At 65.6% G+C, this 18,160-nt stretch carries 12 protein-coding genes; 4 read left to right on the top strand and 8 right to left on the bottom strand.

Annotated features, from left to right (window positions below; translation table 11 throughout):
- Position 1: 1 nt before the first annotated feature.
- Positions 2-742, bottom strand: a complete 741-nt coding sequence (locus ACZK1G_RS11830) for a DNA/RNA non-specific endonuclease (protein ID WP_014037250.1) — start codon at positions 740-742, stop codon at positions 2-4.
- 333 nt (positions 743-1,075) lie between these two features.
- The gene (locus tag ACZK1G_RS11825; RefSeq protein WP_101765515.1) at positions 1,076-2,089 is read right to left on the bottom strand and encodes a DUF4034 domain-containing protein; all 1,014 of its coding nucleotides are present in this window, start codon (positions 2,087-2,089) and stop codon (positions 1,076-1,078) included.
- A gap of 160 nt (positions 2,090-2,249) precedes the next feature.
- Here ACZK1G_RS11825 and ACZK1G_RS11820 point away from each other — a divergent pair, with 160 nt between their 5' ends.
- Positions 2,250-3,824, top strand: coding sequence for a S15 peptidase family protein (locus tag ACZK1G_RS11820; protein ID WP_101765514.1), 1,575 nt, complete (start codon positions 2,250-2,252; stop codon positions 3,822-3,824).
- A 154-nt stretch (positions 3,825-3,978) separates the two neighbouring features.
- Here ACZK1G_RS11820 and ACZK1G_RS11815 read toward each other — a convergent pair whose 3' ends face one another.
- Positions 3,979-5,832: a hypothetical protein gene (locus tag ACZK1G_RS11815; RefSeq protein ID WP_197621900.1), complete on the bottom strand. Its 1,854-nt coding sequence runs from the start codon at positions 5,830-5,832 to the stop codon at positions 3,979-3,981.
- Between the two features lie 49 nt (positions 5,833-5,881).
- Positions 5,882-6,883, bottom strand: coding sequence for an NUDIX hydrolase (locus ACZK1G_RS11810; RefSeq protein ID WP_049445107.1), 1,002 nt, complete (start codon positions 6,881-6,883; stop codon positions 5,882-5,884).
- A gap of 459 nt (positions 6,884-7,342) precedes the next feature.
- On the opposite strand from ACZK1G_RS11810, the gene ACZK1G_RS11805 reads away from it, so the two are divergent.
- The gene (locus tag ACZK1G_RS11805; RefSeq protein ID WP_049445110.1) at positions 7,343-9,505 is read left to right on the top strand and encodes a type I secretion system permease/ATPase; all 2,163 of its coding nucleotides are present in this window, start codon (positions 7,343-7,345) and stop codon (positions 9,503-9,505) included.
- Positions 9,502-10,923, top strand: coding sequence for an HlyD family type I secretion periplasmic adaptor subunit (locus ACZK1G_RS11800; RefSeq protein ID WP_049445112.1), 1,422 nt, complete (start codon positions 9,502-9,504; stop codon positions 10,921-10,923). The genes ACZK1G_RS11805 and ACZK1G_RS11800 overlap by 4 nt, the downstream gene beginning before the upstream one ends.
- A 43-nt stretch (positions 10,924-10,966) precedes the next feature.
- On the opposite strand, the gene ACZK1G_RS11795 is transcribed toward ACZK1G_RS11800, so the two are convergent.
- Positions 10,967-12,607 (bottom strand): fatty acid--CoA ligase, encoded by a 1,641-nt coding sequence (locus ACZK1G_RS11795; RefSeq protein ID WP_101765511.1) that lies wholly within the window; start codon positions 12,605-12,607, stop codon positions 10,967-10,969.
- 127 nt (positions 12,608-12,734) lie between these two features.
- Here ACZK1G_RS11795 and ACZK1G_RS11790 point away from each other — a divergent pair, with 127 nt between their 5' ends.
- Complete coding sequence (locus tag ACZK1G_RS11790; protein ID WP_101765510.1) at positions 12,735-13,409, top strand: response regulator transcription factor; 675 nt, start codon at positions 12,735-12,737, stop codon at positions 13,407-13,409.
- A gap of 4 nt (positions 13,410-13,413) precedes the next feature.
- Here the strand turns inward: ACZK1G_RS11790 and ACZK1G_RS11785 are convergent, their stop codons facing one another.
- The 3 genes from ACZK1G_RS11785 to ACZK1G_RS11775 are packed head-to-tail and all read right to left on the bottom strand — an operon-like array spanning position 13,414 to position 18,145.
- Complete coding sequence (locus tag ACZK1G_RS11785) at positions 13,414-16,749, bottom strand: hybrid sensor histidine kinase/response regulator (protein ID WP_101765509.1); 3,336 nt, start codon at positions 16,747-16,749, stop codon at positions 13,414-13,416.
- Between the two features lie 35 nt (positions 16,750-16,784).
- Positions 16,785-17,270, bottom strand: a complete 486-nt coding sequence (locus tag ACZK1G_RS11780) for a MaoC family dehydratase (RefSeq protein ID WP_049445123.1) — start codon at positions 17,268-17,270, stop codon at positions 16,785-16,787.
- Positions 17,267-18,145, bottom strand: a complete 879-nt coding sequence (locus tag ACZK1G_RS11775) for an alpha/beta fold hydrolase (RefSeq protein WP_049445126.1) — start codon at positions 18,143-18,145, stop codon at positions 17,267-17,269. Before ACZK1G_RS11775 ends, ACZK1G_RS11780 begins: the two co-directional genes overlap by 4 nt.
- Positions 18,146-18,160: the final 15 nt, after the last annotated feature.

Genomic DNA, 18,160 nt, shown 5'->3' with positions numbered 1-18,160 from the left:
CTCAGCTCAGGTCACATCCGGCCGGCTGCGGCCAGGTGGTGGCCGGCAGCATGTTCTTCAGCGAGGCCGGTGCGTTGATCGCCACGTAGCTGGCGCCCAGCAGTTCTTCCAGATCGGCAATGGTCACCAGGTAGTTGTCCAGGCTGCCCAGGTTGGCCTCGTTAGGAATGATCCAGCTGATCGCCTTGGCCGTTCCGGTGTTCGGATCACGGGTGATGATCGTCTTCCAGAAGAACTCCGGTGTGGGAATGCCGTGGCTGGCCAGGAAGTAGTCGTTGGCGGCGTCGCCGTAGACCACGCCACCGTAGACGTCCACCGGCGCGATGTCGCGGTAGCACTCGGCCACGTTCTCGGCCTTCACCCAGATGCCCTGGTTGAAGCTGGACACCTGCGGCACGATGTTGGTCATGTAGTTGGCGCGGCGGATGTAGGTCGCGTCGTAGTCCATGTGGTTGGACGTGACCAGATGGCCGCGGTCATAACCGGACTTGATGCTGGCATAGGACGCGGTACTGGTCTGGCCCAGGCAACCGGCCGGCAGGTCCGGGTCCTTGTAGAAGCTGGACGGCCGTGCAGCCGAACCGGTATCGGCGGTGAGCGTGTACTCGTAGCGGGTGGCGCTGTGGATGCTGCAGTCGTAGGTGAGCACGAAGCCGCCCTTGTTGAGGGTGACCACCTGGGCTTGGGCTGCGCCGGCAAAGGCGCTGAGGACGAAGGCAAAGACGAAGCTTGCAAGGCGCATTGCGATTCTCCAGCAAAGGATTCGGGACGCAGCGACCCGCCACGACCAGGCCGGGCCTGTGTCATGTGAAGGCGTTGCGGATACGGGTGATGCGGAGTGCGGTGGGACTGACCGCGATGACAGGGCCATGGAGGCCGTGCGGTGTCGCAAGCGTCACAAGCTGTCGTCTTTTGGTCAATGACGAAAAGACCAAGCTGTGACCGCGCGCAAGCACTGGAGATGTGTCAGACGGAGCAGGGCGTGGCTGACATGCGCACGTGCTAAGCGACCGACAGGTGTGAAGCGCATACCAGACTACGCATCCTCCGCGGCCCGGTTCTGCAGCGGTTGGCTCTACAAGGAAGCCTCTTGCCCAGCATCAGGCGCCAGGCAGGCGGCCCTGCTTTGCTCGCTCGAGTCCGCAATGACCGCCTCGCTGAAACCGCTGCGGCTCAACCACAGGCGATTCCACCGGTCCAGGGCGTCGCCGTCTCGCGCCCAGCAGGCGAAGCGGGTAATGGTCTCGAGGTTGTCGATGGTCGGGTAGCGCTGCGCGATTTCGTCCAGGCCCTGGCGCATCAGCGGCCAATCGGGCGTCGCCGCGTGGAAGTGATCGGCCGAGTACTCGGTGGCCGACCAATACAGACGTGCGTAGCGCATGGCCCGTTTCTTCTTCGGGGCACTCGCCATCGAGCGCCGTGCGAAGGCTTCCATCTTCTGTGCGCTGCCACCCCAGGCCGGCGTGAAGTGCTGCATGGCAATGAAGTGCAGTGGCTCGTAGTCGGGGAAGGCCTTGGCGGCACGGTCGACGAGCTTCAGTAGTTCTTCGTCATCCGCGCTTTCGCGCAGCGCGATCAGTACGCTCATCTCGTGCCAGAACGGGTCGCCACCGGCAATGCCCTCATGCGATTGCAGGTAGGCCTGCGAAACGGCGTTGTACTCATGAAACTGGGCCCAGTCTTCGGCCTTGACGGTATTGGCGTATCCGTTGCCACGGTAGCTCCAGCCCAGGTTGAGCGGAATCCGTACGGTCATCAGGTGGGCCGCCGGAGACTTTGGAGCGTGCTGAACCCAGCGCGCCGCCCAAGCCGACCAGTGGTTCCAGGCCTCCACCTCCTGCCGCGTCGTGCCGATTGCACGCGACATGCAGATGTAGAAGCGGCCCAGCCGGGATTCGCCCGCGGCGTCGAGTTCTCCGTTGCGCAGACGAGCGGCCATCGCGTCGAGTGCCGCGAAGTCGTCGTTGGCCATCCATTGCGCGATGTCGGCGCAGTCGTTCGTCGGCTCCGGGGCATCCCCGGCCATGACTGAAGGGGCGAACAGACTGGCCACGCTCAAGAGCGTGCCGACGAAGTGCGTCCTGCGCATCGGGGGGCATCCTTGCTTTGATGGGAGTCTGCGGTAGTCCCGCAGTGCCGCGAAGCATACCAAGGAGCGCTTTGCGTCATGCTGCGTCGCAAGGTGCTACCCACCATTCGCACTGGTACGGTCCAACCCGTTGCACCACCACCGACGGGGAGAGACAACGATGCGCAAGGTTCTGCTGCTGTTGATCCTGCTGACCGGGCTGGCGCCCACCGCCTGGGCAGCCACGGTCAAGACCACCCATCGCACCATCCCAAGCTGGGATGGCACGCCCCTCGGGGCCTTCGTCATCGAACCGCAGGATGCCGGCAGTGGCCGCTATCCGCTGCTGGTGATGCCCAGCAGCTGGGCGGTGCCCAGCGTGGAGTACGTGGGGGTGGCACAGTCGCTGGCGCAGCGCGGCTATGTGGTCATCAGCTACAGCTCGCGCGGCTTCTGGGAATCGGGCGGCAGCATCGATATCGCCGGGCCGGCCACGGTCGAGGATGTCAGCGCGCTGATCGACTGGGCGCTGGACAATACCCGCGCCGACCCGGCAAGGATCGGTGTCTCGGGCATCTCCTACGGTGCCGGTACCAGCCTGCTGGCGGCGGCGCGCGACCCACGCATCAAGGCCGTTGCCGCACTGAGCGGCTGGGCCGACCTGCAGGCGTCGCTGTACAGCCATGACACGCCCAGCGCCCAGGGCATCGCCCTGCTGGTGGCAGCCGGCCTGGCCACCGGCCGCCCCGGCGCGGAGCTGGCCACCATCAACCGGAACGTGCTGGTCGGCAATTACCAGGGGGCGGTGGACTCGCTGCTGCCGGTGGCGGCGCAGCGCAGCCCGGCCAGCAGCCTTGACGAGATCAACGCCAACCAGCCGGCGGTGTTCCTTGCCAATGCCTTCAATGACAGCCTGTTCCCGCCGGGCCAGCTGGTCGATTTCTTCAACCGCCTGAAGGTGCCCAAGCAGCTGCAGCTGCGCCATGGCGACCATGCCCTCAACGAGGCCTTCGGTGCGCTCGGCATTCCCAATGAGGTCTATGCCGCCGTGGGCGACTGGTTCGACCACTACCTGAAGGGCGTGGCCAATGGCATCGACCGCCAGGCGGCGGTGCAGCTGAAGTCGCAGAAAGGCAGTTGGAGCCGCTATGCGGACTGGCAGGCCACCAATGCGGGTGCTGTCAGCTACGGGCTGACCGCGCCGACCGGGTTGCTGCTGCCCACCGGCGGGCTGGCGGAGAACGGTGGCGGCACCGGCTGGAATTACCGGATCGGCAGTGGCCTGCTGACCGCCGCCAATTCCGGCGCGGCGATGGCGTCCGGTGCGCTGCAGATGTTCAACCTGCCGCCTGGCGCCTATGTGCCGTTCGTCGGCCGCAACGCCGCAGGCGTCTGGCAGGGCCCGATCCAGTGGAGCGCCAAACGCCTGGACGGTGCGCCGGAAGTGCGCCTGACGGTCACGCCCAGTCGCGCCAACACCACGCTGTATGCCTACCTGTACGCCGAGGATGTGCTGGGCAATGGCCAGCTGATCAGCCACAAGCCGTACACCCTGCGTGGGGCCACGCCCGGCCAACCGAAAACGATCGATCTTCGCCTGGAAGCGAGCAGCTGGAACCTTCCGGCCGGCAGCCGGCTGACCCTGGTGGTCGATACCGTGGACCTGCGCTATGCGGGCATCAGCCAGCTGGGCGGTGCGGTGACCTTCAGCTCGCCGGCCAACGCGCCTTCAGTGCTGACGGTGCCGTTGCATTGACGTGACGCCGCGCCCGTTGCGGCGGGTGCGGCACGACAGACCACGCGCAATTCCCAGCAGCTGACCGACTGGCGCTGGAGGCATGGATCCGCGAGGGAAGGGGGCCGATCAAGCCCGATGGAAACCCGCGCCCCCGCGCAGCGGTGACTGAAGATCACTCGCCCTGCGGCAACAACACCCGGATCATCTCGTGCTGCCTGGACAGATTCGCCCGTTGCACGAACCCCTGGATGATCGAGGCTGCCACCTTGCGCTGGTTGTCCATGTCCAGCAACGATGCGATGGCCTGCCCGGAACCATCGGGGCTGTCACGGAACGGGCAACCGACCGGGCCTGCAGTGGTCAACGTCAGGATCGCCTTGGCCACGCGCGCCGTCGGCGAGCGCGGCGCATCGAAGATCACCAGCGTTCGCTCGTAACTGATCCCCGTCGCACGTACGGTCGAGTGCAGGGAATCCTCGATGGTCATGTCCGCGCCGAGGTCCTGGGCAAGCGCAATGAGGCAGTTGGCCGCCGTCGCATTGCGCAACGTCGCAGGGTCGGTGCGGATGATCATCGCGCAGTCGACGCCGGAGATCGGCACCTGGGTGACATCCAGGTACGGGTTCTGTGCCAGCGTCCCGATCAACGCCAGATCGTCGCTGTAGCCACAGGATGCGGTAGATGTACCCAGGCGTTGCAGCAGCGTTGCGACCCGATGCGCACCCCACTGCCGCCCGTGCAGCAGGCGCTGCGTGTGGTTGGCCGACAGGGCACCGTGATCGAATCCCGAGGATGACGCCTGCATGCGCGCCTTGACCTCACGCATGCAGGCATCGACCTGCTGCATGCAGTTCTTGTCATCGGTGAACACCGGCGCCGCCGAGATGCCATCGATCACCCGGCCGAACGTCGCCAGATCGCCCTGCTGGTCGCGGTACCAGTCGTGGATGCGCTGCACATTACGGCGACGTTTCTCCAGCTTGTCCGCACCCGGCCAGCCGGGATAGGCGGCGATCTCGCACAGCATGGTCAGGCCTTCCCACAGGTGGTACTCCATGCTGGGCAGGGGCAGCCGCCAGCGCTCTTCCGAGCCTGCATCCTCGGCAATCACCAGATGGTTGCGGATGATGTCCGACCACACTGTCACGGCCTCCACGGTATCGCGGCGCGGCGTGGTCACATCGATCAGTTCCATCAGGATCGGCCGCGGGGTCACCGGGTCGTCGCCGGCAGGCGCCTTCGGATCCTTCACCCATCGCGCGTGCCAGGTATAGCCCATGCGATACAGCACGAACGGTTTGATGCCGTCGTTGAGGATGATGCCTGGCGGCGGCGGAGGGGTAGGCGGCAGCTGCACGGGCTGCGGCACCGGCGGCTGCGGAGGGGGCAGCACGGAGGGGCTTGTCACCGGCGTGGCGGTGCCGATGCCCTTCAGCGGGTCGCTGGTGAACAGATGCAGGCCCGCACGGTCGCGCTCGTATACCTTCCGGAACGTCTGCGGAGTGTCACATGTCACCAGGCACTGCTGGCCGGGCGGCACATGGATGTCCACCGATGCAAGGTCCACCACCTGGCCGGCCAACGGATTCTGGTGAGGCGGGAAGACGCTGATCTCCAGCGCGATGTTGAGGCCGGCACCCTGCATCACGTCGATCACGATGTCTTCAACACCGCCGTGCAGGGCATCCTGTGCCGGGATCGGGATCCAGGGGTTGATCACCACCTGCGTATCCCAGTCGGACCTGCCGAAATCGAACAGCGTCGGCGGCGGAACGGCCGGGCGTTCAAGCAGTGCGTCCAGCGCGTTGCCGCCCTTGACGTAGAAGAACATCAACGGCTCACCGGGCTTCAGGCTGTAGTCGCGCCGTACCTTGTTGGAAAGGCTGCGCAGCTGGTCCTTGATGTCCGACAGTGCCTTCACCACGACCGTGCGAACGTCGGGGTACGCCTGCGCGTTGTTGATCTGCGCGGTGAGCTGCTTGCTGATGTAGCGCCGGGCCTCGCGCTCGGGCGTGCTCTCTTTCATGGTGGGGCCTCACTGGGGTTGCAGGGGCGGGCAGGTGCGCGCTGGACGCTCAAGCGGGTGACAGCAGGGCGGCGATCTCCCGGTACCAGCCGATCTCCTGACTGCCGGGCCTGGCGGTGGCCAGGGCCTCGTCGACCTCCAGTGTTCCTGTGCCCGGAACCTCCACCCTTACCCCCAGGACGTTACGCAGATTGGCAACGGCCACCCGTCCGACGCTCGCCACCTCCCAGTCGGTCACCAGGCAGGACTGGGGGCGCGCAGGGTTGATGGCACTGGCCTGGACATTGTTCTCGGCCGTCTGGGCCATCAGCAGAAGCTCCTCGGCAGTTGTGCGGAAGCGAACGAGGGAGAAGCTGCCACCCCCATCCGGGAACAGCCGAGCACGCAGATCGCAAGCGGCGCGTCCCTGCGCAAGCCAGATGCCAAGCTCTTCCTCGAACTCGCGCCGCGCGGCACGCTCCTTGCGTTCGTTGTTCAGCCGGCCGCCGCCGGGTAGGGCGCATTGACCCGCCTGGTTCACCAGCGTCGTGGGCAGACCGTCCGACCACGCACCGACTTCGGCCACGAGACGTTGTGCGAGCACCAACGCACCGGTCCAGTTCGGGGTGCCCCGGGAGGACGGCGGCAACGCGTTTGCGAGCTCTCGCAGGGTTGCACGCGCAGCGCTGGTCGAGGGAGGGGTTCTGGCGTCTTCACCGAACAGGGTCTGCAAAGCGGCCAGCACCTCCATGGCGACGTCATCGGCTTGCGGATGCGTGCGTTCGGCGCTATCAAGCGCTCGGTCCAGCGCGTGCTTGGTGCGGGGTAGCGTACATTCACCGCGATAGGCGACTGATCCCGCGGCGCGCCAGGCACCGGAAAGCAGGTTTCTCACCACGTCCCAGTTCTGCTCGGTGCCGCCGCCGGATGCATTGTGGATGGCCAGCACCGCAGCCATCGCTTCGGCAGAAAGCACGACAACGGAATTGCTGCCCCACCAGCTGTTGAACACACGTTTGCGGACAACCAGATAGTGGGCTCCATCCCAGACTGCGACGTATACCTGGTTCATGCTCCACCCCCACGTTCAACCTGCGTGGAGGGGGCTGGGCGCATCGCCGCTGTGCCAGCGGTAATCCGGGAAAGGCATGCCATGTCTCGCTCCTGCGGGCTCGAAGGGGTGGGCTTGGCGGCGTTGCCATCGGGGCCTGGGCAGTGCGTCGCCGTGGATCCACTGTAGGAGCGGGAGAAGAAGGAGAATCGGCGGTAGCGATGATGTATGCGGTGGAACCGACGGAGCAGGAGGGGTTGAACGTCGATTCCGCCGTGTTGGGCTGGTATCGCCAACCCTGGATCCCGCCGACGGCGGCTGTGACGGTCATTACGGCTGGCCTTCCTTAGTCATGTGTCACGCATCCACATCTTGCGTACATTTCCGTTGCGCTCATGGCCGGCCCATTGACAGGTCATCGGGGCACCACCATGCTACGCGCCGGGGTCGCGCACAACGGAAGCTGCGCACAGGATAGATATGCCACAAGGGGATACGGCGCCGTCGGTGCCGGGGGAAGAGCGCGCGCAGGATGTACAGGATCTGGCGCTGCGCGGCTTGGTGCTGCTGGCTCAGTTCCACGGTATTCCGGCGGACGCCAGCCAGCTGGCGCATGACGCCGGGTTGGGCAGCGACTGTATGGATGAAACGGCATTGGTGCTGGCCGCGCGCAAGCTCGGGTTGAAGGCTAAGGTCGTACCGATGCCGCCCGCACGCTTGGCAATGGCCACACTTCCCGCCCTTGCGTTGGGTGACAACGGTGATGCATTCATCATCGCTCGCATCAGCGACGAGCAGGTGCTGATCCACGATCTGGCGCAGAAACGCCCGCAGAGCATTGACATGACCATGCTCCAGCAGCGCTATCGCGGACGCCTCCTGCAGGTGGCCTCGCGAGCATCCGTACTTGGCGAGCTGGCGCGATTTGATTTCAGCTGGTTCATTCCTGCGGTGATCAAGTACCGGAAGATGTTGCTCGAAGTCTTCGTGGTCTCTTTCTTCATCCAGCTGTTTGCGCTTGTCACGCCCCTGTTCTACCAGGTCGTCATGGACAAGGTGCTGGTACATCGAGGACTGACCACGCTGGACGTGATTGCGATCGGCCTGGTTTCGATTGCCGTGTTCGATATCGTCCTCAGCGGCCTGAGGACGTATGTTTTTGCGCATACCACCAGCAAGATCGACGTCGAACTAGGCGCGCGTCTGTTCCGCCACGTTCTGGCATTGCCGCTGGCCTACTTCGAGTCGCGCCGTGTGGGCGACACCATTGCTCGCGTACGTGAGCTGGAGAACATTCGCAACTTCCTGACAGGACAAGCTCTCACCTCGGTGCTCGATCTGCTGTTCACCGTGGTTTTTCTTGCGGTGATGTTCTACTACAGCGGCTGGCTGACCTTAATCGTGTTGATCTCGCTGCCTGTGTATGCACTCATTTCTGCAGGCGTCACGCCGTTGCTGCGCAAGCGCCTGGATGAAAAGTTCGCACGCGGCGCTGACAATCAGTCTTTCCTCGTCGAGACGATCAGTGGCATTGGTACGGTCAAAGCCAATGCGGTCGATCCCCGTGTCACACGCACATGGGACAACCAGCTGGCCGGCTATGTGAATGCTGGCTTCGGAGTCACCAAGGTCGCTACCGTCGGCCAGCAGAGCGTACAACTGGTACAGAAGCTGGTCAGCATCGCGATCCTGTTCTGGGGCGCCAAGCTGGTTATTGATGGCAAGCTTTCACTGGGTCAGCTGATCGCGTTCAACATGTTGTCCGGGCAGGTGGCTGCACCGATCATCCGATTGGCACAGCTATGGCAGGATTTCCAGCAGGTCGGCATATCCGTCCAACGCCTGGGTGACATTCTCAACACCCGCACTGAGCTGCCAGGGAGCCGAATGGCGTTGCCCCCCATCCAAGGTGATATCACCTTCGAGCAGGTCGGTTTCCGCTATCGTCCGGATACGCCCGAAATCCTTGCAGGCATCGATCTGCACATTCCCGCCGGGCAGGTCATCGGGATAGTCGGACGCTCTGGGTCGGGCAAGAGTACATTGACCAAGCTGGTCCAGCGGCTCTACACCCCGGAGCGGGGTCGGGTAATGGTCGATGGTCATGATCTCGCCCTGGCCGACCCGGCCTGGCTGCGGCGCCAGCTGGGCGTGGTACTGCAGGAGAACTTCCTGTTCAACCGGAGTGTCCGCGAGAACATCGCCCTGAGCGATCCCGGGATCTCGCTGGACCGGGTAATCAAGGCGGCGACACTGGCCGGCGCCCACGAATTCATCTCCACCTTGCCTGAAGGTTACGACACCAAAGTGGGCGAGCATGGCGCCGGACTTTCCGGTGGCCAGCGGCAGCGCGTGGCCATTGCCCGTGCGCTGATCACCGACCCGCGCATACTGATCCTGGACGAGGCTACCAGTGCGCTCGACTATGAATCTGAGCATGCGGTGATGTCCAACATGCGCGAGATATGCAAGGGCCGTACGGTCATCATCATCGCCCATCGGCTGTCCACCGTGCGCAGGGCGAACCGTATCGTCGTCGTGGACCGCGGCCGCATTGTCGAAAGTGGAACGCACGATGAGCTGCTGGCCCAGTCCGACGGGCACTATGCCCAGCTGCACCGGTTGCAGCAGGGGGTCGCATGAAGCACATCCGCGACGGCGTGCGTGATTTCGCTGCACGCTATATCGCGATCTTCCGCGGCGCGTGGCGGGTCCGGCACGCGATGGATCCACCCGCGCGCGCGGCGGACGAACTCGCCTTCCTTCCCGCCCATCTGGAACTGATCGAAACTCCGTCCTCTCCCACCGCCCGCTGGACCATGCGCATCATCATTGCGCTGTTCTGCGTGGCATTGCTCTGGGCCGCGATCGGCAAGCTGGATATTGTCGCCGTGGCGCCCGGCAAGACCGTCGTGGACTCGCGCACCAAGGTGGTGCAGCCGGCGGAGACCGGCGTCGTACGGCGGATCCTGGTACGCGACGGGCAGGTGGTGAGGGCAGGGCAGGTACTGATTGAGCTGGATGCGACTGCCACCGGGGCTGATGTTGCCAAATCAGGCGATGCGCTGCTCAATGCCCGGATGACCGCTATCCGGCTGCGGGCGCTGGGTGAGGCGTTGCAGCGCGGCATTGCCCCAGTGATCCGCGCCGAGCCTGACATGCCCGCTGGCCGCGTCCAAGCCGAGCAGGCGCTGGCACGAAGCCAATACGATGCGCTGCAGGCCAAGCGCCACAATCTACAGGCGCTGATCTCGCAACGTCGCGCCGAACTGGAAACCACCCAGGCCTCGGTCAAGCCACTGGAAGAATCGGCGCGGATCTCCAAGCTGCGTGCCGATGATTACCGAAGCCTGTTGGAAGGCAATTATGTGGGTCGTCACGACTATCTTCTGCGTGAGCAGGAGCGTATTGCCGGCGAGCGGGATCTGGCGGCCCAGCGCAACCGGGTGCAGGAGATCCGATCCGCCCAGTTGGCTGCGGAGGAAGAGTTGAGCGTCCTGGTGGCGGATTTCAGACAGCAGACCCTGGACGGCCTGCGCACCGCACAGGAGCAGATCGGTCAAATGACACCTGAAGTCTCGCGCACTGGCCAGCGCGATCACCAGATGACATTGCGGGCGCCGGTCGATGGTACCGTTCAGCAGTTGGGCATACATACCGTGGGTGGCGTCGTGACCCCGGCACAGCCATTGCTGGCCGTGGTGCCGAGCGAGGAGGCGCTGGAAGTGGAAGCAAGCATTCTTAACAAGGACATCGGCTTCATCCGCAACGGCCAGCCGGTGACCGTGAAGGTGGAGAGCTTCCCCTACACACGCTATGGGTATCTGACAGGCAAGGTAATCAGCGTCTCCCACGACGCGATGCTGGACGAGAAGCTGGGCCCGGTCTTTCCGATTCGCGTGAAGCTCGACAAGGCCACCCTGCAGATTGACGGGGTCACCGTGCGCCTGACGGCCGGCATGAGCTTGAGCGCAGAGATCAAGACCGGGAAACGGCGGGTTATCGACTATCTGCTGAGTCCGCTGCGCCAACATACCGGCGAGGCGATGCGGGAGCGCTAGCGCTGGAAAATCCGCTAAGCGACAACCAGCTTTGGCGTGGGAGTCAGCGGCTGCCGGCAGCTGACTCCGGGTCATGCAGTCCACGCAGCTTCTTCTTGTTGATCTTGCCGACGCTGGTGCGCTCGATCGCATCGACGAAGCGGACGCGTTCCGGAATCGCATAGCGCGAGATATCCCCCGAGCGGCTGCGCGCCGCCACCAACGCGATGATCTCTTCCTCGGTCACGTCACTGCCGGGCTGCCTGACCACCAGCGGCAGCGGCCGCTCGCCCCATTTCGCATCGGCGATGCCGATCACCGCGACTTCGTTCACCGCAGGATGCAGGGCGATGATGTCTTCCAGCGCCAGCGAGGAGATCCATTCGCCACCGGTCTTGATCACGTCCTTGATGCGGTCGGTCACCCGCAGATAGCCGTCTGCATCGATGTTGCCGATGTCCCCGGTGTGCAGGTAGTCGCCCGCCCACAGCGCCGCCGAAGCGTCGGGATCATGCAGGTAGCCCTGGGTAAGCCAGGGCGCGCGCACTACCACCTCGCCGGTGGCGACCCCGTCGTGGGCGACATCCCTCATCTCCGGGTCGACAATGCGCAGGTCCACCAGCGGCACCGGAATGCCGGCCTTGGTCCGCAGTGACAGCGCCTCATCCGGCCCGGCCAATGCATCGGCATCAATCTGTGCAAGGGTGAGCAGCGGGCAGGTTTCAGACATGCCGTAGCCACCGAAGATATCGATGCCACGTGCGAGTGCCCACTGCGCTAGTGCTCGCGGCAGCGCCGCGCCGCCGATGATTACTTTCCAGTTGCGCAGGTCGGTCTGTGCCGCGTCGGGGTGTTCGAGCAGCATGTGTAGGATGGTCGGCACGCAGTGCGAGAAGGTCACCTTCTCGCGGGCGATCAGCGCCAGCAGGGTTGCTGGCAGGTAGCGGCCGGGATAGACCTGCTTGATGCCGAGCAGCGTGGCCACGTAGGGTACGCCCCAGGCGTGTACATGGAACATCGGCGTGATCGGCATGTAGACATCGCCGCGGTGCAGCCGCCCCTGGCTCGGGGCGCTGCCCAGCGCGGCCATCGCCGCCAGGGAGTGCAGCACCAGCTGCCGGTGGCTGAAGTACACGCCTTTGGGCAGGCCGGTGGTGCCGGTCGTATAGAACACCGTGGCACGGGTGTTCTCATCGAAGTCCGGGAAGTCGTCGATCGGCGTTGCCGTGCGCAGTCCGGCTTCATATTCCGTCACGAAGCCCGGTGGCAGTGGCCCTTCCGAGTCGTCCAGCAGCACCCGCGTATGCAGGTCGGGCAGCTGATCTTCCAGACCCTCCAGCAACGGCAGGAACTCGCGGTTGGCCAGGATCACCCGCGCGCCGCTGTGGTTCAGGGTGTAGGCAATCTGCTCCGGCGCCAGGCGGATGTTCACCATCATCAATACCGCACCGATCATCGGCACGGCGAAGTAGGCCTCCAGGTAGCGGTTGCTGTCCCAGTCCATCACCGCCACGGTATCGCCCTGGCGGACGCCCAGCGATGCCAGCAGTCCCGCCAGCTGGCCGATGCGCGCCTGCAGCGTGCGGTAGTCGAAGCGGACCTTGTCGCCGTACACGATCTCCTGCCCGGGACGTGTCGCCAGCGGCGTGAGCAACAGCTGCTTGATCAGCAGCGGGCAGGTATCGGCAGCGGGAGGGAATGGCATGCGGGTTCCTCATGGGTGGCGTATCGGTCGCCGGTCGTCCCCACCCACACTAGCCATCCATGCGCACCGCGCCAGCGTACCTAGGTCCCCTGTCCACGCCCGCGTGATTTGCTAATCTCGCCTTGACATGCCAAGCCTGCTTATCGCCGATGACCACCCCTTGTTCCGCGCCGCGCTGCATCGTGCGGCCGAAGAGGCCGTCGCCGACCTGCAGATCAGCGAGGCCGATTCGCTGGACAGCGTACTGGAAACACTCGAACGCCAGCCGGTCGACCTGATGCTGCTGGACCTGCACATGCCTGGCAATCACGGGCTCGCCGGATTGGCGACCTTGCGCGCACTGCAGCCCGGCCTGGCGATCATCATCGTCTCGGCCAATGAAGAACCGCAGGTGATCCGCCGTGCCATCGATCTGGGCGCCGCCGGCTATCTGCCCAAGAGTTCAGGACTGAGCGAACTGCAGTCCGCGCTGCATTCCGTGCTGGAAGGCGAACGTTGGATTCCGGCATTGCTGCGCGAGCCGGTGGCCAGGGTGGCCCCCTTCAGCAAGGATGCGGATCTCGCCGCGCGGTTGGCCAGCCTGTCCGCGCATCAGTACAAGGTGCTGAGCCTGGTGGCCGAAGGCCTGCTCAACAAGCAGATCGCCGACCGCCTGGGCGTGCAGCTGCGCACGGTCAAGGCACACATGACGCGCATCATGGAACGGTTGGGGGTGCGCAATCGTGCGCAGGCCATCCGCGTGCTGCACGAGATGGGGTTGGCCGATCCATCGCGGCAGCTTGAAGGGTCCCAGGACGCCTGAATCTTCAGGTCGCGGCCGCACCCTTCGTCGCCAACAGATGGTTGATCGCCCAGCGTAATGCCAACGGCTTGAAGGGCTTGCTCAACAACGAAAGCCCGGCTTCGCGTACCGCTTCGCGGGTATCGCTGCCGGTATCGGCACTGAGGATCACGGTCGGCCGCTGCCCGTGCACGGCCACCAGCCGCTTCCAGACCGCCACGCCCGTATCCCCCCCATCGAGGTGATAGTCGAACAGCCAGAGTGCCGCCTCAGCCGCTGACGGCCCGATCGATGCAGCATCGCCCACTGCGGTGACATCGCAGCCCCAGGACGTCAGCAGTTGCCGCATCGCCGCCAGCGCGTCCCGATCGTTGTCGACCACCAGCACGCGGACGCCCTTCAGCGTGCTGCTCCCCGCCACCGCCGGCAGGGCGCACGGTGCGGCTGGCGGAGCAGCCCGTAGCACCTGGATGGAGAATGCCGAGCCGCGGCCAGGGATACTCTGCAGGTGCAGCGGCGCATCCAGCAGTCCGGCGATGCGGTGCGCGATGGCCAGGCCCAGGCCAAGCCCTTGGCCATTGCTGCGATCACCGCGATGGAATTCCTCGAACACGATCGCCTGCTGCTCCGGCACGATGCCGGGGCCGCTGTCATGCACGCCAATCAGCAGTGCGTTGCCCTGCCGCCGCACGCCCAGTAGTACGCCGCCACGATGGGTGTAGCGGATGGCATTGGCCAGGAAGTTCTGCAGCACCCGGCGCAGCAGCAGCGGGTCGCTGTGCACCCAGGCACGGGTCGGTACATAACCGAACTGCAGGCCACGTGCGGCCGCCAGCACGGCGAACTCCTGCGCAAGCGGGTCCAGCACGGTGGACAGCGCGAACGGGCGTGGGTCGACCACCCAGCCACCTGCGTCCAGCCGCGAAATATCGAGCAGGCCCGACAGTAGGTCATCGGTGGAATCCAGCGCGCCGCGGATCTGGCGCAGGAAGCTGCCCAGGAACTCGGACTCGATGTGCTGGGACATCGCATCGGCCAGCAACTGGGCCGCATGCAGTGGCTGGATCAGGTCGTGGCCGACCGCGGTGAGGAACCGCGTCTTGGCCACGTTGGCCCGCTCGGCCTCGTGTACCGCCTGTTCCAGCCGGGCGGTGCGGTCCTGCACGCGAAGCTCCAGCGTCTCATTGCTGCGCTTGAGTGCATCTTCCGCCCGGCGGAACGCGGTGACGTCGGTGAAGGTGGCCACATAGCCGCCGCCTGGCATCGGATTGCCGCGGATTTCCACGATGGTGTCGTCCGGGAAGATGCGCTCGGACAGATGCGGCGTGCCGCGCCGCATGTGGGCGACGCGACGCTGCAATGCCTTTTCAGGCGAGTCGCCAACGGCAACGCCGATGCCCAGTTGCGCCAGCGCCCACGCAGTCAGGTGGACCACCGGCTGGCCCACCTGCAGCAGCTCCGGCGGGAACTTGAACAAGACGGCATAGCGGCTGTTCCAGGCCACCAGCTGCAACTGCGCATCCACCACGCTGATGCCCTGGCTCATGTTCTCCAGTGCGGCTTCCAGCAGGCGCTGGTTGAAGCGCAGCACCTGGGTGGCTTCACCCACGGCACGGGTAACCGCGTCCAATGGCGCCGCGCCACCCTCCCGCGCGGCCTCCACCAGCAGCCGGGCCATGCCTGCGCCGACCACGGCCGTCAGCTCGCGTTCCACCGCGATGACCCGGTCGTCATCCAGCATCTTTCCTGCATGCCCGTCGAGCAGCTGCCGGGCCCGTTCCTGGCCGAGGAAGCGGCCAGCAGTCTTGCGCAGCGATGCCGTGGCCACCGCATCGCGCTGGCGTGGCAGCGACGGGCGGACCGCGCGTGACACCAGCACCACGGCAATCAGGTTTGCCGCCAGGCTGGCGCCCATGCTGATGGCGATATGCCCCGGTTGCAGGCGCATCGACAGCAGCGACAGCCAGTGCAGCCCGTCGGGATGGGTCGACAGCGTTGCAGCGGGCACGATCATGGGCAACAGCACCAGCCACAGCCAGACCAGCGAGCCCACCACAATGCCGGCGATGATCGCTGGTGAGGACGTGCGCGGCCGGTACACCGCCAGCAGCACGGCCGGTGCCAGCTGCGAGAGCGCGGTGAAGGACATCAGGCCGAAGTCGCTGAGCGCCTCGGTATCACTCATCGCCCTGCTGTACAGCCATGCCATCAGGAACACGGCGAGGATGCCGGCGCGGCGCAGGGCCAACACGCGCGGGCGCAGGTCGCCGGCAGCAGGACCGCCATCGATGCCGCCCAGCAGCCGCGAGCCCACGCCGTGATTGCCGAGCATGATCGACAGTGTCAGCCCGGACAGGATCATCATGCCGGTGGCCGCGCTCAGGCTGCCCAGGTACGCCACCAGCGCCAACAGGTGGTGTCCACCAGCCTGCGGCAGGGCCAGCACATATAGATCCGGCGACACCGACGCTGGCAGCTGCGCGGCACCGTACAGTGCCATCGGCACCGACGGCAGCCCGATCAGCAGCAGATACACCGGGAACAGCCAGCGTGCCGTCTTCAGGTCCGAGGACTCTCGCAGCTCGACCACGCCCACGTGGAACTGGTGGGGCAGGGTGAAGGCGGAAATCGCGCCCAGCGCCACCATCGTCAGGTAATCCGGAATGACTGCGGGCGGCGGCAGGTGGGCCATCTTTTCCAGCAGGGGCGTGCCGGCGCGGTGCACCGACAGCCCGGCATACAGGCCGATCGCCAGCAGTGCCACCAGCTTCAGTACCGATTCCAGGCCCAGTGCCACCACGATGCCGCGGTTGTGTTCGGTGGCCGATGCCTTGCGTGCGCCGAACAGCAGGGTAAACGCCGCCATCGTCAGCGCGAACCAGAACGACATGTCCAGCTGCCAGCCGGCAGGTGCGAAACGATCGCCCAGCAGGACCCCCAGGCCCTGGCTGACCGCTTTGAGCTGCAGCGCGATGTAGGGAATGATGCCGAACAGCGCGACCAGGGTGATGGTGATGCCCAGGCCCTGGTCCGCGCGCAGCCGTGCGACCACCAGGTCGGCGATGGTGGCGCTGTTGTGCTGCTTGGCCAACCGCCCCAGCCGTGCCAGGAACGGCAGGCCGAACGCAAAGATCAGCGCCATGCCGACCAGCGTCGGCGGAATCGGGAAGCCCCATTGCACGCCCTGCGAGGCGGCCCCGTAATAGGTCCAGGCCGTGCAATGCACGGCCAGTGACAGCGCATAGATGACCGGCCAGATCCGTGCGAGGCGATGTCCCCGGCGCTCACCCCACAGGGCCACGCCAAACAACAGAACGGTCCACGCAATACAGGCGAACAGGACGATGGAGGGCGTCAACATCACTCCAGTGTAGGGAGAAGCGGGGCAGGGCGGCGCTAGGCGGACACCACGATCAGTGACAACTGCTCGGCGATCACTGCAACCTCGCCATCGTCAGCGAGCTCCACGGTCTTGCGCTGGGTCAGCAGCCACTGCCCCTGCTGCCGCGGCTGCAGGGAGACCAGCTGCGAACGTACCCGTACGTCCGAGCCGCTGGGCACCGGCGCCAGGAAGCGCACCTTGTTCAGGCCGTAATTGAGCACATGCGCGATGCCGGGAAATCCGGCCAGGGCGGCCACATCCTCTTCCACCGTCAATGACAGCAGCAGGAAGCCGTGGGCGATGGTGCGCCCACCCGGCAGCTGCGCCTGTGCACGCACCGGGTCGACGTGGATCCAGTTGTGGTCACCGGTGGCGTCGGCGAAGGCAGTGATCCGCGCCTGCGAAACGTGGGTGATGCTGCCCAGCCGCTCGCCGGCCGCCCATTGCTGGAGAGGGCGCAGGGCGGCCGGCAATGCCTCGGTGGATGCGGCGGTGCTCACCGCACGTCGTCCAGCAGGGCCAGGATGGCATCGCGTGCCTCCGGCTCGTTCAACATCGGCGCATGGCCCACGTCCGGCACTTCAACCAGGCGTGCGCGGGGCGATGTCGCGGCCATCTGCCGGGCAACATCGGCTGGCAGGATGTCGGACAGGGCGCCACGCACCACCAGCACCGGCACGCGTGCGGTCAACCCGCGAACCGCACGCCACAGCACGGGGCGCAGCAGCCACAGCACCCACGGTCGGGTGGTGCGGATCACCGCCGGGTCGTAGTCCAGTTCCAGCATGCCGTCTTCGCGCTGGCGGAACGTGCGCAGGGCCATGGCCCGCCAGTCCTCCACGGTGTAGCGCGGGAATGCCGCCTTGCCGATGGTGCCCATGTAGGCCGCGGCCTGCTGCAGATCCATCGGCGGCACGGGCTTGCCGGCGTACTTGCCGATCCGTGCCAGCGCCTCGCGCGGCACCTTGGGGCCGGCATCGTTCAGTACCGCCGCTGCAATGGTCTGCGGGGCACGCGAGGCCAGGGTGATGGTGACAAGCACACCCAGCGACGTGCCGACGAATACCGCCGAGTCGATGTGCTGCGAGCGCAGCAGCGCCACCATGTCATCGGCATAGGTGCGCGGGTTGTAGCTGGAAGGATCCTGCGCGCGTTCCGAACCGGCACGGCCGCGCAGGTCGACGGCGATCACGCGCCAGCCCACGCCGGCAAGCACGTCGGCCAGCGCGTCGAAATCAGCGCCATTGCGGGTCAGGCCGGGAATGCACACCACGGTCCCGCGCGACGCCTGTCCTGCCCTTGGTGCATGGTCGCGCGCATGCAGGCGCAGGCCATCAGTGCTGTTCCAGTACAGATCTTGGTAAGACTGCGTCATGCAGGGGCTTCCTGG

The sequence above is a fragment of the Stenotrophomonas sp. 109824_Sma genome, assembly GCF_056480025.1.
This window is presented reverse-complemented; position numbering and strand designations above follow the sequence as displayed.

Bases quoted from the DNA above. Each gene is read 5' to 3' on its own strand.
- ACZK1G_RS11830 (WP_014037250.1), bottom strand. From the start codon at position 742: ATGCGCCTTGCAAGCTTCGTCTTTGCCTTCGTCCTCAGCGCCTTTGCC.
- ACZK1G_RS11825 (WP_101765515.1), bottom strand. From the start codon at position 2,089: ATGCGCAGGACGCACTTCGTCGGCACGCTCTTGAGCGTGGCCAGTCTG.
- ACZK1G_RS11820 (WP_101765514.1), top strand. From the start codon at position 2,250: ATGCGCAAGGTTCTGCTGCTGTTGATCCTGCTGACCGGGCTGGCGCCC.
- ACZK1G_RS11815 (WP_197621900.1), bottom strand. From the start codon at position 5,832: ATGAAAGAGAGCACGCCCGAGCGCGAGGCCCGGCGCTACATCAGCAAG.
- ACZK1G_RS11810 (WP_049445107.1), bottom strand. From the start codon at position 6,883: ATGAACCAGGTATACGTCGCAGTCTGGGATGGAGCCCACTATCTGGTT.
- ACZK1G_RS11805 (WP_049445110.1), top strand. From the start codon at position 7,343: ATGCCACAAGGGGATACGGCGCCGTCGGTGCCGGGGGAAGAGCGCGCG.
- ACZK1G_RS11800 (WP_049445112.1), top strand. From the start codon at position 9,502: ATGAAGCACATCCGCGACGGCGTGCGTGATTTCGCTGCACGCTATATC.
- ACZK1G_RS11795 (WP_101765511.1), bottom strand. From the start codon at position 12,607: ATGCCATTCCCTCCCGCTGCCGATACCTGCCCGCTGCTGATCAAGCAG.
- ACZK1G_RS11790 (WP_101765510.1), top strand. From the start codon at position 12,735: ATGCCAAGCCTGCTTATCGCCGATGACCACCCCTTGTTCCGCGCCGCG.
- ACZK1G_RS11785 (WP_101765509.1), bottom strand. From the start codon at position 16,749: ATGTTGACGCCCTCCATCGTCCTGTTCGCCTGTATTGCGTGGACCGTT.
- ACZK1G_RS11775 (WP_049445126.1), bottom strand. From the start codon at position 18,145: ATGACGCAGTCTTACCAAGATCTGTACTGGAACAGCACTGATGGCCTG.